Source organism: Rhizobium etli 8C-3 (genome assembly GCF_001908375.1).
Lineage (GTDB): Bacteria > Pseudomonadota > Alphaproteobacteria > Rhizobiales > Rhizobiaceae > Rhizobium > Rhizobium etli_B.
Window position 1 is genome coordinate 736,302 of the sequence record NZ_CP017241.1, and the last position, 14,691, is coordinate 750,992.

At 60.1% G+C, this 14,691-nt stretch carries 11 protein-coding genes; 7 read left to right on the forward strand and 4 right to left on the reverse strand.

Annotation, left to right across the window (positions count from 1 at the left end; all coding sequences use genetic code 11):
• Window positions 1-3: 3 nt before the first annotated feature.
• Window positions 4-1,440, reverse strand: coding sequence for a glutamine synthetase family protein (locus AM571_RS03765; RefSeq protein ID WP_074060252.1), 1,437 nt, complete (start codon window positions 1,438-1,440; stop codon window positions 4-6).
• Between the two features lie 88 nt (window positions 1,441-1,528).
• Between AM571_RS03765 and AM571_RS03770 the strand changes: the two genes are divergently transcribed.
• The 5 genes from AM571_RS03770 (at window position 1,529) to AM571_RS03790 (ending at window position 9,087) form a co-directional block, all read left to right on the forward strand.
• On the forward strand, window positions 1,529-2,749 hold the full coding sequence (locus tag AM571_RS03770; RefSeq protein ID WP_074063055.1) for an NAD(P)/FAD-dependent oxidoreductase: 1,221 nt from the start codon (window positions 1,529-1,531) through the stop codon (window positions 2,747-2,749).
• A gap of 149 nt (window positions 2,750-2,898) precedes the next feature.
• Window positions 2,899-3,042, forward strand: coding sequence for a hypothetical protein (locus AM571_RS36850; protein WP_165918516.1), 144 nt, complete (start codon window positions 2,899-2,901; stop codon window positions 3,040-3,042).
• A 293-nt stretch (window positions 3,043-3,335) separates the two neighbouring features.
• Window positions 3,336-5,867, forward strand: coding sequence for a methyl-accepting chemotaxis protein (locus AM571_RS03775; protein WP_074060253.1), 2,532 nt, complete (start codon window positions 3,336-3,338; stop codon window positions 5,865-5,867).
• A 199-nt stretch (window positions 5,868-6,066) separates the two neighbouring features.
• Window positions 6,067-7,911, forward strand: a complete 1,845-nt coding sequence (locus AM571_RS03780) for a methyl-accepting chemotaxis protein (protein WP_074060254.1) — start codon at window positions 6,067-6,069, stop codon at window positions 7,909-7,911.
• A gap of 306 nt (window positions 7,912-8,217) precedes the next feature.
• Window positions 8,218-9,087 (forward strand): LysR family transcriptional regulator, encoded by an 870-nt coding sequence (locus tag AM571_RS03790; protein WP_074060256.1) that lies wholly within the window; start codon window positions 8,218-8,220, stop codon window positions 9,085-9,087.
• Between the two features lie 3 nt (window positions 9,088-9,090).
• Here the strand turns inward: AM571_RS03790 and AM571_RS03795 are convergent, their stop codons facing one another.
• From AM571_RS03795 to aceA, 3 genes are all read right to left on the reverse strand, one after another.
• Window positions 9,091-10,182, reverse strand: coding sequence for a helix-turn-helix transcriptional regulator (locus tag AM571_RS03795; RefSeq protein WP_074060257.1), 1,092 nt, complete (start codon window positions 10,180-10,182; stop codon window positions 9,091-9,093).
• 107 nt (window positions 10,183-10,289) lie between these two features.
• Window positions 10,290-10,526: a hypothetical protein gene (locus tag AM571_RS03800; protein ID WP_022717214.1), complete on the reverse strand. Its 237-nt coding sequence runs from the start codon at window positions 10,524-10,526 to the stop codon at window positions 10,290-10,292.
• Between the two features lie 22 nt (window positions 10,527-10,548).
• Entirely contained in the window at window positions 10,549-11,862 is a 1,314-nt protein-coding gene (aceA, locus tag AM571_RS03805) for an isocitrate lyase (RefSeq protein WP_420493365.1), read from the reverse strand.
• A gap of 159 nt (window positions 11,863-12,021) precedes the next feature.
• Here aceA and AM571_RS03810 point away from each other — a divergent pair, with 159 nt between their 5' ends.
• Both AM571_RS03810 and AM571_RS03815 read left to right on the forward strand, forming a co-directional pair.
• The gene (locus AM571_RS03810) at window positions 12,022-13,434 is read left to right on the forward strand and encodes a helix-turn-helix domain-containing protein (RefSeq protein WP_074060258.1); all 1,413 of its coding nucleotides are present in this window, start codon (window positions 12,022-12,024) and stop codon (window positions 13,432-13,434) included.
• Window positions 13,435-13,573: 139 nt separating this feature from the next.
• The gene (locus tag AM571_RS03815; RefSeq protein WP_074060259.1) at window positions 13,574-14,671 is read left to right on the forward strand and encodes a polyamine ABC transporter substrate-binding protein; all 1,098 of its coding nucleotides are present in this window, start codon (window positions 13,574-13,576) and stop codon (window positions 14,669-14,671) included.
• Window positions 14,672-14,691 lie beyond the last annotated feature (20 nt).

The following is a 14,691-nucleotide window of genomic DNA, read 5'->3' on the forward strand; positions in this document are numbered from 1 at the left end:
TCCTCACACGTTGAGCAGCAGGAATTCGCGTTCCCAGGGGCTGATCACCTGCATGAAGGTTTCGAACTCTCCCCGCTTCACGCCCGCATAGAGGCCGATGAATTCCTTGCCGAACACCTCCTCGAATGCCGGTTCGTCTTCCAAGAGCGCCACGGCTTCGAGCAGACCGCGCGGAAGGTCGATCGACCCCTCATTGGCTGCGTCCTCGGTCGGTGCCGTCGGTTCGATCTCCCTGGTGATGCCGAGAAGGCCCGATGCCAGCGAAGCAGCCAGGGCCAGATAGGGGTTGGCATCGGAACTCGGCAGCCGATTTTCGACGCGCCGTGCCTGCGGGTCCGAAACCGGCACGCGGAATGCGGTGGTGCGGTTGTCGTAACCCCAGGCGTTGTTGACCGGGCAGGACATGTCCGGCGCAAGGCGCCGGTAGGAATTGACGTAGGGCGCCAGCATCACAAGTGCGCTCGGCACATATTTCTGCATGCCGCCGATGAAGTGGAAGAACTCCTTCGAAGCCGATCCGTCGGCATTGGAAAAGACGTTCTTGCCGGTCTCGATGCTGACGACCGACTGGTGGATATGCATCGCCGAGCCCGGCTGGCCCTGCATAGGCTTTGCCATGAACGTCGCATAGATATCGTGTTTCAGCGCAGCCTCTCGGATGGTGCGCTTGAACATGAAGACCTGGTCGGCAAGCTCGATCGGGTCGCCATGGCGCAAGTTGATCTCAAGCTGCGCCGGTCCTTCCTCATGGATCAGCGTGTCGATCTCGAGGCCCTGTTTTTCAGAGAAATGATAGATGTCGTCGATCAGTTCGTCGAATTCGTTGATGCCGGCGATCGAATAGCCCTGGCCGCCGAGGATCGAGCGGCCCGAGCGGCCTTTGGGCGGGCGCAATGGATAATCCGGGTCGTCGTTGTTGGCGACGAGATAGAATTCGATCTCTGGCGCCACGACCGGCTTCCAGCCGCGTTCGGCGTACAGTCCCATGATGCGCTTGAGGAGGTTGCGCGGTGTATAGGGAACCTCCTCGCCTTCCGAGTTGACGATATCGCAGATTACCTGCGCCGTCGGATCGGTCTCCCAGGGAACGACGGAAAGCGTCGAAAGATCGGGCATCAGCTTGAGGTCGCTGTCGCGAGGCTCGTAGCGGAAGCTCTCTGTCTCCTCTGGATATTCACCGGATATCGTGTGGCGATAGATCGCCGAGGGAAGGGCCAGCGACGTATTGGACGTGAATTTCGATGTCGGCATCATCTTGCCGCGCGGAACGCCGGCAAGATCCGGGGTGATGCACTCGATGTCCTCGATGCCGCGTGCGCGAAGCCACTGCGCCGCTTCCTTCCAGTTTGCCACACCGCGCGAAGATCCGGGATCGGGGGGAATTTTCGTAGAGGCAGGCACGTTTCTGGCAGGTTTCAGCGTCGTCTTCTTGGGTGACATGACACACATGTTCGCGGTTGATCGGAAGGTCATCATAACTGGAGTTTGGCAATTGGCGAGGGGCGGCAGCGTTGACTTTCGCGAATCGATAGAAAAAGAAGGCGCCATTCACAGAAGGAAAACGGGATTGAGACTGAAGAGCGACGTGATCGTCATAGGCGCGGGCGCCGCCGGAATGATGTGCGCCATCCGCGCCGGACAGCGCGGTCGCTCGGTGGCCGTGCTCGATCACGCGAAAGCGCCGGGGGAGAAAATCCGCATTTCGGGCGGCGGCCGCTGCAATTTCACCAATATCCATGCCGGCCCGAAAAACTTGCTGTCCGCCAATCCGCACTTTAGCAAATCCGCCCTTGCACGCTTCACGCCTGCCGATTTCATCGCCATGGTCGACCGCCATGGAATTGCCTGGCACGAAAAGTCGCTCGGCCAGCTCTTCTGCGACAACAGCGCCAAGGACATCATCGCGATGCTGGTCGACGAGATGCGCGCGGCAGCTGTGCAACTGCGGTTGCAGACCGAAATACTGGCCGTTGAGAAAGAAGGAGACGGTTTTCGCGTCAGCACGTCCGAAGGCGAATACGAGTGCGTCTCGCTCGTCGTGGCGACCGGCGGCAAGTCGATACCGAAGATGGGTGCGACGGGTTTTGCTTACCGGATCGCCGAACTGTTCGGTCTCACGCTCGTCGAAACGCGACCGGGTCTCGTGCCGCTGACGCTCGATCCCGTCCTTCTCCAAAGCATTGCGCCGCTTTCGGGGATCTCGGCACCGTCCGAAATCCGGCATCAAAAAACCGGCTTCCGCGAGGCCCTGCTCTTTACTCACCGCGGCCTCAGCGGCCCGGCGATCTTGCAGATATCCTCCTATTGGCGGGAAGGGGATGAGATCGCCATCGATATCAAGCCGGATGTCGACCTTCTTGTGCACCTGAAGAAGGCCAGGCAGGCGAACGGCCGCCAGTCGGCCCAGACGGCGCTCGGTGAAATCCTGCCGAAGCGGTTGGCGCAATATCTGACGGAACGCGAAGCCATTTCCGGCAACATGGCCGATCTCTCGGACAAGGGGCTCATCCGTCTGTGCGATGCGGTGCAGAACTGGAAGATCAAGCCTTCCGGCTCGGAAGGCTATCGAACTGCCGAAGTGACGCTTGGAGGCATAGATACCGCTGGGCTCGATTCACGCACGATGCAGGCAAAAGGCGTACCCGGCCTCTATTTCATCGGCGAATGCGTCGATGTGACGGGATGGCTCGGCGGCTATAACTTCCAGTGGGCCTGGGCCTCGGGTTTTGCCGCAGGTGAATCCTTGTAGGCACGAATCTGAGCAGGAGATTCAAGACTCGTTAAGAAGGTTGCGCCATCGTGTCCCAATGGCCGTTAGAAGAGAGCTTGCTAAATTGCGCTTTACCGGCAAACCATTTTGATGGATTGTTGAGTCTTGAAAGAAGTGAGGATCTTCGCATGAACAGGAACGCACGACGCGCCCGCGCCATTGCCATCGCTCAGGCAAAGCCTGATACGAAGCTTGCGACCTTCCGCTTCGTGATGCTCGCAACCGGTGCGACGGCAGCACTGGTGACCTTCCTGATCGTTCAGGGCTTCTGACACATCCCTTTCGTCATGCATTTGCGCTTGTCCTTGGGCGGCACACTCCTGGACGGATGGCTGCTGCGGGGAGGCACGATTTCAAACGGTTCAGCTTATCCGAATATTAAGACATCGTCTGTCACATTCACCCGCAAATGTTTGGGCATCACCGCATTCGTGGCGGAGATGATTTGGCAATGATTGCCGCCTGACCGCTCGGGTTTCCCAGTGTCCCACAATCAGCTCGATGCACTCGGCCGGCGCCGATTCCAGCCGGCGGGAGGAGTGGTGTATGGAAGGCCGTTATCGCCATGCTTATTGACAAGATCCTTTCGCGCTTCAAGATCAAGACCAAGGTTTTGATCTTCGTCCTGCCCTTCGTGATCACGATTTCGGCCGTCGGCCTGACAGGGCTCTATGCCTCCGGCCTGCTGCAGGGCCGCATGGAGATTTCAAACAGCATCCTCCAGTCGCTCAGTGGCTTCAAGGATCTGTACGGCTCGATGGGCGATTTCCTGCAAATCACCAACCAGGAAGCGCGCGACAAGCTCTATGCCGACATCAAGACGCAGCGAGATACGCTGAAAGCCACCCTGGACCAGATCGGCGACAATGACGGCCGCGAGAACCTGCAAGCCGCCTCGGACGGCACGGCTGGGATTGCAGACACCGTCGGCAAGTTATGGTCTCTTCATGAACAGGAGCTGGCGCTTCGCAAGTCGATCGATGACGCACAGAAGGCGCTGATCAGCAGCCGTTTCAATGTCAATTACGACGCACAGCAGCTCCAGGAAAACATCCGCAACGACGAAGGCAATGCCACCGCGACGCTGCGCGCCGCCGACCGGCTGCTGAAGGGCGGCGATACGCTTGCCGCCGTCATGGCTGCCTTCAACAAAACACAGGTGCCTGCCGACAAGCTGAAGGTCGTGACCGACGCGATCCCGCAGATCGCCAAGGCGCAGCGCCTTATCGAGATCTCCGTGCCTCAGAACCAGAAGAGCATGACGCAGTCGATCGCCCAGACGATCAACGACCTGAAGACGCAGGCAGCAGCGCCTGATGCAGCCAGCGATGAAGCGATCGCCAACCTTGGCCGCCTTGTTTCCCGCTTCCGCCAGATGTCGACCTATACGCAGTTGACGGCTACGCAGATGATGCGGGAAGCCACGACGACGTTCGTTGAGCTCGACGGTCGAATCGCCCAGACGAACTCCGTTCTCGAAGACACTCGTCGTCTTGAGACATCGATCTATTCTCTGCAGCTGGTGCTTGGCGAATTCACCGCCAAGCCGAACCCGGACAACCGCGTTCGCCTGCATCAGGAAATCACCACACTTGGCACCAACCTCAACACGCTGCTTGCGAGCGCCAAGGGCATGGACTTTGCGGAAGACATCGTCGCCGCCATGTCGCCCGCACTGGCTTCCATGGACAGCGACGGCGAAAAGCTGGTCGCGACGATCGGCCAGCGTATCACCGACTATGCAGCCGCCCGCCAGCAGCTCGATGGCGTCTGGGGCCAACTGACCACCTTTGCCGAGCTGCAGAAGCAGTCGGCAGGAACCGAGCGCACGCAGGCAAACAGCATCTCCGTTCTGACGACCGGCCTCGGCATCCTCGTCTCGATCGTCGGCGGTTTCGCACTGGTGCTCACTCTGCAGCGTCCGATCGGCCAGATTACCGCCGCCATGCGCCGCATTGCCGACGGTGCGCTCGATACCAGCATTTCCGGCGAGAAGCGGTCCGACGAGATCGGCGACATGGCCCGGGCCCTCGGCATCTTCAAGGAAAATGCGATCTCGAAGATCCGCATCGAGGAAGAAAGCGAAGAAGAGCGCGCGGCCGCCGAACAGGAGCGCCAGCGCAACGACGCCGAAAAGCGCGAGATGGATCGCCAGATCGAGTTCGCCGTCAACGAGCTTGCCGCCGGCCTCGAACGCATGGCGCAGGGCGACATTTCGACCACGATCGAAACGCCATTCATCGGCCGCCTCGAGCAGCTGCGCCGGGATTTCAACGGCTCGATGCTGCGCCTCCAGGCAACGATGGGCCAGATCCGCGACAATGTCGAAATGATCCAGGGCAACGGCAATCAGATGGCTCAGTCCGCCGAGGATCTCGCAAAGCGCACAGAGCATCAGGCCGCTTCTCTCGAGGAAACGGCGGCCGCAGTCGATGAGATCACCGTCACCGTCCGTTCGTCGGCGGCGCGTGCCAAGGATGCCGACCAGGTTGTTCGCGAGGCCAAGCGCAGCGCCGACGATTCTGCAACCGTCGTCACCAACGCCATTGACGCGATGACCCGCATCGAGGACGCATCGCGCCAGATCGAACAGATCATCGGCGTCATCGACGAGATCGCCTTCCAGACCAACCTGTTGGCGCTGAACGCCGGCATCGAAGCCGCGCGGGCTGGCGATGCGGGCAAGGGGTTTGCAGTGGTTGCCATGGAGGTCCGCGAACTGGCGCAGCGTTCGGCCGCTGCCGCAAAGGAAATCAAGGGCTTGATCAACAAGTCGACGACGGAGGTCAGCTCAGGCTCGCAGTTCGTGCAGGAGACCGGAACCGTGCTTGCAAGGATCAGCGCGCAGATCGTGACGATCAGCCGGCATGTCGAGATGATCGCCCGCGCAAGCAATGACCAGTCGAGTGCCCTGCAGGAAGTCAATGCGACCGTCAATCAGATGGACCAGATGACCCAGCAGAACGCCGCGATGGTGGAGGAGACGACGGCTGCGAGCCGCGAACTTGCCGGGCAGGCCGATGCGCTTCTCGGTCTCGTCCAGCAGTTCAAGATCGACGGCGAAGGCTCCGACGCAAGGTTCCATCGCGCGGCATAAACGCATCCGTCCGGCAATCACGTAGCGGCTTCGTTTCGGCAGGGTGCTTCCTGTGGTTGCAAATGGGCCGTACTTGTGGCGGGCACGAAAGCAGCTGTCAGAAGGCCCGTTGCGACTTTTTTCACGCAAAGCAACTGCTGGACAGATCCTTAACGCTTTTTGCCTATTCTTACTGTGGTTGTAAACACCGGAGGTCTTCATGCCGCGATTCTTTTCGACATCCATCGTGCGTCAGGTGGTTGCGATCACGCTTGCTCTGCTCGCCATCAGCACCGCGGCGATCGTCGCTGTCACACACCACAATCTCAGCCGATACGTGATGGAAAGCGCCGTTTCGGACGCAAGGGGTGCAAGCCGAACGATGGCGGTACTCTATGGAGCGGCGAATGCGAACGCGTCTGTCGGCGTAACGGCAGGTGAGCTTCTCGCCGTGACGGAAGATGACATTCCCGAATTCAAGGATCATGCCCTCGTCGATCGCACGGCCCAGTCGATCGCCGGTGTCGCGACGGTCTTTCAGAAGCAGGGCAATGACTATGTCCGGGTTTCGACCAACGTGAAGAAGGAAGATGGCAGCCGCGCTGTCGGCACCAAGCTTGCAGCCGATCATCCCGCGCAACCGGTTCTCGCCAACGGCAGGGCCTACTACGGTCCGGCGCAGCTCTTCGGCCGGAATTTCATGACTGGCTATTTCCCGGTCAAGAGTGCCGCCGGCGCCCATGTCGGCATCCTCTTCATCGGCATTCCGATGGAAGTCTATTTCGCCCGCACCAATCACCTGCAGACTATGGTCCTCGGCGTCGGTGCTGCCGTCATGCTGCTTGTCGGCGCGCTTGCGTTTTTTGCAATCCGCGCCTGCGTGAAGCCGCTTGTTGCGCTGACGCAGACCGTTCATTCGATCTCGGCCGGCGATCTTGACGGCACAATTCCCTGCCACGACAAGAAGAACGAATTTGGTGAGATCGGACGTGCCTTGGCCGCCTTCCGCGACAGCGCCCGCGCCCGGCAGGGTCTCGAGGCGCAGGCTGCAGAACAGCGGGCGCTGAGCGAAGCCGAGCGTGCCCGCAACGATGCCGAAAAGCGTTCGCTCGATGGTCAGATCGACTTTGCCGTGGACCAGCTCGCGGCGGGCCTCGGACGCCTCGCAAGGGGCGACGTCTCCCAGACCATCGAGACGCCGTTTGTTGGCCGGCTGGAGCAATTGCGCGTCGATTTCAACGCATCGCTTGTGCGACTGCAAGATACACTCGTCCAGATTCGCGAAAATGCCAATGCCATCCAGCGCAATAGCGGCGCGATGCTGACGTCAGCCGGCGAGCTTTCCAAGCGAACCGAAGCGCAGGCGGCCAGCCTGGAAGAAACGGCAGCCGCTGTCGAAGAGATCACCGTGACGGTGCGCTCGTCTGCAGGGCGTGCTCGCGAAGCAAACAACGCAGTCACTGCCACGAAGAAGACCGCCGATAGCTCCGGGGTCGTCGTCAGCGAGGCCGTGGCCGCCATGGGGCGCATCGAGCAGGCTTCTCGGCAGATCGAACAGATCATCGAAGTCATCGATGATATCGCTTTCCAGACGAACCTTTTGGCCCTCAATGCCGGTATTGAAGCAGCGCGAGCAGGCGAGGCGGGCAAGGGCTTTGCGGTCGTCGCCCAGGAAGTCCGCGAATTGGCGCAGCGCTCGGCAGATGCCGCCCGCGAGATCAAGGGTCTGATCGAAAAGTCCAGCCGGGAAGTGACGGCGGGCTCTGCGCTGGTGCAAAAGACCGGCAGCGTGCTCGCCTCGATCAGCGAGGAGATCATTGCAATCAGCAAGCATGTCGAAACCATTGCCACGGCGAGCCAGGATCAGTCGGCGGCGCTGCAGGAGGTCAATGGTTCGGTCAATGCCATGGACCAGATGACCCAGAAGAACGCTTCGATGGTCGAGGAAACCACACAAGCAAGCCGCCAGCTTGCCGACGAGGCCGACACGCTGATGAGCCTGCTGCAGCAGTTCCGCATCGAAGCGCATGCACAGTCTCATGGCCGGGCAAGGCAGGCTGCCTGATCCGGTTTGCAGCTTGAAGACATGGAGGAGGATCGCGCCGGTAAAGTGCGATCCTTCTGCTTTCTACGGCTGATGTTTGAAAGCCACGCGGTGAAGATTACGAAAGGCGAGCTTCCAAAAGTCCTGTAGAAGTCGTCCTCGGTCCTCTCCCGCCTTTGGATTGGTTGGCAGTTCTGCGAAAGGCCGATCAAATTGGCTATCATGATCTGCTCGATCATCGGTGATGTCCTCCGTTAAAGACATCCCTTCAACTACACATCAAAAATAGCTTCATAAACATCAAAGATCCGGCTATGTTTTTCACCAATGAAAAATACGCCATGGGACTCCTATCAGCTTTTCCTGCAGGTCGCGCGCCGCGGCGGGCTGACCGGCGCGAGTGTCGCGACCGGCTTGAGCCCGGCCACGATCGGACGGCGCATGCTTGAACTGGAGCAGGAGACGGGACGGATGCTGTTTGCCCGCAGCCAGACCGGCTACCGTTTGACCGGAGACGGTCAGACGCTGCTCGGCCATCTCCAGGAGATGGAAGCGGCGGCCCGGAAAGTCGATGCCTGGCGCCAGGCGGGCGAGGGCGGCGCAGCGGTAAAGATCGCAGCCGGGACCTGGGTGGCCTGGCTGCTGACAGAAAACTTCTCCGCAATCCGCATGCCCGCCGATGCTTTCAACATTGTGTTGACGATCGGGGAGGCGCGGGCCAATCTCGCCTACCGCGAGAGCGATATCGGCATTCGCGCTTTCGAGCCGGACGAAGCCAATCTCGCCGCCCGGCTTCTGGGCGAGGTCGCTTATGCGGTCTATGTCCGGCGCAATGCCAGCGAGCTGGAGAACCGATGGATAGCGGTCGCTGAGGACGAGGCCATTTCTGCCTATCTCCGATGGCCGTACCGCCAGACGTGGGAGCCGATCGTGGCGACGGTCAACCGGCCCCGTTCGCTGCCGGACCTCGTGCGTGCCGGTGCGGGAAAAGCGGTGCTCCCCTGTTTCGTGGGCGATCTCGATCCGGAATTGCAACGGCTCGGCGGCGAGCTTGCGGAGCTGCGCCACCGGCAATGGATCGTGTTGAACAACGAGGATCGCCATCGTCCGGAAATCCGAACTGTCGCGGATCGCATGACGAAGCTTTTGAAAAGCTATGCCGATCTCTTCGCCGGCAAGCGCGCCAGCCGCAGCTGAATTCTACGGCATCAGACGCCGCACAAGCGCGACCTGGCTGTTCACGCCGAGTTTTGAATAGATGTTCTTCAGATGCGTCCGGGCCGTCTCGTAGCTGATGCTATGCAGCTTGGCCGTCTCGCGCGGCGACAGACCCGCGGCGATGGAGGAGGCGATCCGCAGTTCGGCAGCAGTCAGTTGCAGCTTTGCAGGCAAACGATCGTTCAATTCGGGGCGCGCCACGGCCACCTGCTCGATGACGACCGCTGCGGTTGGCCCCTGCAGAAACTCGGTCATGAAATCGGAAGTGAGGCGCACGAGCGTGCATTTGAACGAGGCGCAGGAAGAACTGAACTTCGCGATGTACGGTCCTGCGGCGGCGGGGGGGCGGTAGCGTGAGAAAGAGGAGAGATGCTCGAGGAAATTTCGATCGCTGGAAATCAGACGTCCTGTTGGTGCGATGCTCAATCCGGCATCTGCGGCGAGCATCCTTTCTGCGGCAAGGTTCATCGATCGGACATGGCGGCCTTCACTGATATAGATGAGCCCGACGCCGATGGCGTCGAACAGCGAACGGCCTGTCTCATTGTCTGCTTTATCCCGGCGCATGAAGTCGAAGGCCCGCTGCAAATGCGGCGCGAGCCTTGTCAGGAGATCGGCGTTGATCCGGTTGAAGCCGGTGTCGGTGCTCGATGTTAGCGTCGACAGATTGAAGGACCGGTTTTTCTCGCGAAGGATCGTTACGCCAACGCTGCTGCGGCAGCCGATGCTGCGCAGAAAGTCATTGTAGAATTCCGTTTTGACGAGTTCGGCATGCGGCAGCATCTGGTCGGCGATGACGCCGAGGCCGACTGGCCGCACGGCTGCCTTCGGCATCCACGGGTTGATGGTGCAATAGTACCGATTGTAGCCTTCCAGGCCGGTATCGTCCAAGCCCGATGAGAGCGAAAAGGCACCGGCGCCCGCCACACTGTCGTGGTAAAAAAGCGTCGTCTTCGCATCAGGCATTCTCGTATTGAGCGTGTCGAGAAAGTCCTGCCAGTCCGTTTCGCCAAACAATGCGCCGTAGACCAGGTCCGTCAGAGATTCAAGATTGGCGTGTGTCGTGGCGGGCATCCGGCCTCTCATATGAGCGGAAGCTTATTATGCCCGCCTTTCGTGACAGTGACAATTACGTCGAATAGCGCAGATGGCGGCGCCAAAGGGCGCCGCCATCCTTGATCCTACATCCTGTTGGCGACGACGACAGGGATCAGGAGATCGCCCCAATTGCCGTCTCCGCCGTGGTGGCGGGCGGAGCGCACCAGTTCGACCGAGACCCCGGCCTCGACGGCCTTCATCACGGACTGATTCAGCCGGTGCAGGTCGTTTGCGAGCATGCGGATCGTGGCCTGCTGATCGGCGCTCATGCTGGAGGATTGTTCTTCCGCTCTTTCGCGGACACGTGCGATGGAAGCCATGGCCTTTTCTCCTTTGGTGTGGCTACTCGGCTGCGGGTTTGAATTGGGCATGTTCGGTCGATTCCTTCATTGCAGTCGTCGAGGACTTGCCGCCGGTGATGGCGAGCGAGACGGCATCGAAGTAGCCGGTCCCGACTTCACGCTGGTGCTTGGTCGCCGTATAGCCCCGTGCCTCGGCGGAAAACTCGGCCTGCTGCAGTTCCGAATAGGCAGCCATCTGCCGGTCCTTGTAGCCGCGCGCCAGTTCGTACATGCCGAAGTTCAGCTGGTGGAAGCCAGCGAGCGTGATGAACTGGAACTTGTAGCCCATCGCGCCGAGTTCCCGCTGGAACTTGGCGATCGTCGCGTCGTCGAGATTTTTCTTCCAGTTGAACGAAGGCGAGCAGTTGTAGGCAAGAAGCTTGCCGGGATGGACCTTGTGCACGCCCTCGGCAAATCGTCGTGCCTGCTCCAGATCGGGTTTGGAGGTTTCGCACCAGATGAGATCGCAATGCGCCGCATAGGCAACGGCACGGGCAATGCAGGGCTCCAGGCCATTGCGCACCTGGTAGAAGCCTTCGACCGTGCGCCCGGCATCGTAGTCGACGAAGGGCCGGTCGCGCTCGTCGATGTCCGAGGTCAGGAGCTTTGCCGCTTCTGCGTCCGTACGGGCGATGACGAGTGTGGGAACCCCCATGACGTCTGCAGCAAGACGCGCCGCGTTCAGATTGCGGATGTGGGCCGCGGTCGGAATCAACACCTTGCCGCCGAGATGCCCGCACTTCTTTTCAGATGCCAGCTGGTCCTCGAAATGGACACCGGCAGCGCCAGCTTCGATATAGGCCTTCATGATCTCGAAGGCATTGAGCGGTCCGCCGAAGCCGGCTTCGGCATCGGCAACGATCGGCGCGAACCATGTTTCGACGGATAGGCCGCGATCCTCCGATGTCTCGATCTGGTCGGCGCGCTGAAGCGTGCGGTTGATCCGCTTGGCGAGTTCGGGCCCGGCATTGGCGGGATAAAGCGATTGGTCGGGATACATTGCCGACGCTGTGTTGGCATCGGCTGCGACCTGCCAGCCGGACAGGTAGATTGCCTTCAGACCGGCACGCACCATCTGCATCGCCTGATTGCCGGAAAGTGCTCCGAGCGCGTTGACGAAATCGTCCTGATGCAGCAGTTGCCACAGCCGGTTCGCGCCGATCTCGGCGAGTGAATAGCGAAGTTCGACGGAGCCCCGCAACCTCTTCACGTCCTCAGGCAGATAGGGTCGTTCGATACCGTCAAAACGGCCTGCCGGAACATTGCGGATAAGCTTGTCAAATTCTGTCACGATTTCCTCCTTCGCGGTAGACATGGCTTCATGAGCTGTGTGACATAATTTACAAAACCGCGGGCAATTGCCAGGAAAAGCTTGATTTATAGGGGAGAATTGAGGTTAGGTTGCGGGAGCATTTACAAAGTCGTCGTGTAAAATTGTGAATGTTTGTAAATGTGTCGATACGGGAGCCGCCGAATGGTCGAGCGGAAGATATTTGCAGGTCCGAAGGTACGCCGGATTCGCAACGGCCTGGCGGTCACGCAGACGGCGATGGCCGAGGCATTGGGAATTTCGCCATCCTATCTCAATCTGATCGAGCGCAATCAGCGGCCATTGACGGTGCAGCTCCTCTTGAAGCTGGCCTCGGTCTACAAGGTCGACCTTGAGGAGCTGCAGAGTGAGCCTGGAAACAATCTTGCGCAGTTGCGCGAGGTTTTTGCCGATCCGCTGCTTTCGGGCGAACTGCCCGGAGACCAGGAACTCGTCGAAGTCGCAGAAGCCGCGCCAAATGCGGCAAGCGGTGTCGTGAAGCTCTATCGCGCCTATCGCGAGCAGGCTATGCGGCTTTCCGATCTGACGGTCCTGATGGCCGGAGAGGGGCAGGCGCCGGCCGCTGGCGCGCGGCTGCCGGCAGATGAAGTGCGCGACGTGCTGGAGCGCCGTTCTGCCTATTTCGGCGCGCTTGAAGAGGCTGCCGAGGCCTTTTTCGTGACTCTGCCGGCAGGTGAACGCGCGCAGGTTCTAAAGGACTGGCTGCAGAAGGAGCGTGGCATCGGCGTCCGCATCCTGCCGGTGCACGTCATGCCCGATCTGCGTCGCCGCTTCGACCGGCATTCCATGCGGCTTTTTATCTCGGAGCGCCTTGCGGCTGCCGATCAGCTCCAGGAAATCGCCATCGAGGTCTCGACGCTGGCGCTTCGCGATGCCATTGCGCGGGAACTGGAAACACTCAGCCTCTCGACGCAGGAGGCGAGACGCATTGTCCGTTTCGAGCTCGCACGTTACGCAGCACTTGCGCTGATGATGCCCTATGACGCGTTCCTTTCTGCAGCAAAAGCATCGCGCTATGACATCGATATCCTTTGCGCGCGCTTCGGCTGTTCGTTCGGCCAGGCTGCGACACGGCTGACGATGCTGCAGCGGCCAGCCAATGCCGGCGTTCCGTTCTTTGTCATGGAGGTCGATGCCGCAGGTCATCGGCTGCGGCGGGCAGGAGCGGCAGGTTTTCCCCACGCGCGCTTCGGCGGCGGCTGTCCCAAGCTCAACATCCACGCCGCCTTTCTCCAGCCCGGCCAGGTTCTGGCCGAGGCTGCCGAGATGCCGGACGGCTCCACCTATCTTACCATCGCGCGGACGCTTGACGGGCCGCATGCGCCCTTTGGCGAACGGGTCCGGCGCACAGCACTTCTGCTCGGCTGCGAGATCGCCCTCAAAGACAGCACCGCCTATGGCCAAGCCCTCTCTGCGACCCCGCATTCGGTGGCGATCGGGCCTGCCTGTCGCCTTTGCGAGAGGAAGGGCTGCCTTGCGCGCGCCGAACCGCCCGTTACCCGCCCGCTTGGGTTAGATGAGATGGTAGCAGGGCTCAGCGCCTTCGATTTTCAGTGACCGGTGAAATCATTGACAGTGCAGGATTTTGCGCTTGTCGCCTCACAAAATCCTTTCTAGTCTACCCGCAAATCCAGAGGGAAATGGTGTCCGGGGTGATGCCTGCAGCGCTTATAATAAATAACCGACAGGAGATAATATGAGGTCAAGAATCGCAGGACTTGCGGCCACGGCCGTCGTTGCCGTTTTCGCTGCAGCGCCGGGGTTTGCGCAGGAGCGTGTCGTCAACGTCTATAACTGGTCGGATTATATCGACAATTCCATCCTTGAGGATTTCACCAAGGAAACCGGCATCAAGGTCGTCTACGACACCTTCGATTCCAATGAGACGCTTGAAACCAAGCTTCTTGCAGGCGGGACCGGCTACGATGTCGTGGTGCCGACCGCCGACTTCCTGCAGCGCCAGATCCAGGCTGGCGTTTTCCAGAAGCTCGACAAGTCGAAGCTGCCGAATATCTCCAACATGTGGGATGTGATCCAGCAGCGCACTGCGCAATACGATCCGGGCAACGAATACGCCATCGACTACATGTGGGGCACCAACGGCATTGGCTACAACGTCAAGAAGGTTGCCGAAATTCTCGGTCCTGACGTCAAGCCGGGTCTCGAGGTGATCTTCGATCCGAAGGTTGCCGAGAAGTTCAAGGATTGCGGCATCTATCTGCTTGATGCGCCGAAGGACGTGCTCTCGGCTGCCTTCCAGTATATCGGCGTCGATCCGAACACGACCAGCGCGGAGGACTTCAAGAAGGCCGAGGACCTGATGACCTCGATCCGCCCCTTCGTCCGCAAGTTCCATTCGTCCGAATACATCAACGCGCTCGCAAACGGCGATATCTGCATCGCCTTCGGATATTCCGGCGACATGCTGCAGGCACGCGACCGCGCTTCCGAGGCCAATAACAATGTCGAAGTCGACTACTCGATACCTACTCAGGGCGCCCAGATGTGGTTCGACATGATGGCGATTCCGGCCGATGCGCCGCATGTTGCCGAAGCGCACGAGTTCTTGAACTACATCATGAAGCCGGAGGTCATCGCCAAGGCGAGCGACTATGTCTTCTACGCCAACGGCAACAAGACTTCGCAGCAGTTCATCAGCAAGGAGGTGCTCGAAGACCCGGCGATCTATCCGACCGAGGACGTGATGAAGAAACTCTTCACGGTTTCGCCCTGGGACCCGAAAACCCAACGCACAGCGACCCGGCTCTGGACAAAAGTTGTCACCGGCCAATAAACGAAATTCAGGCCCGGGCG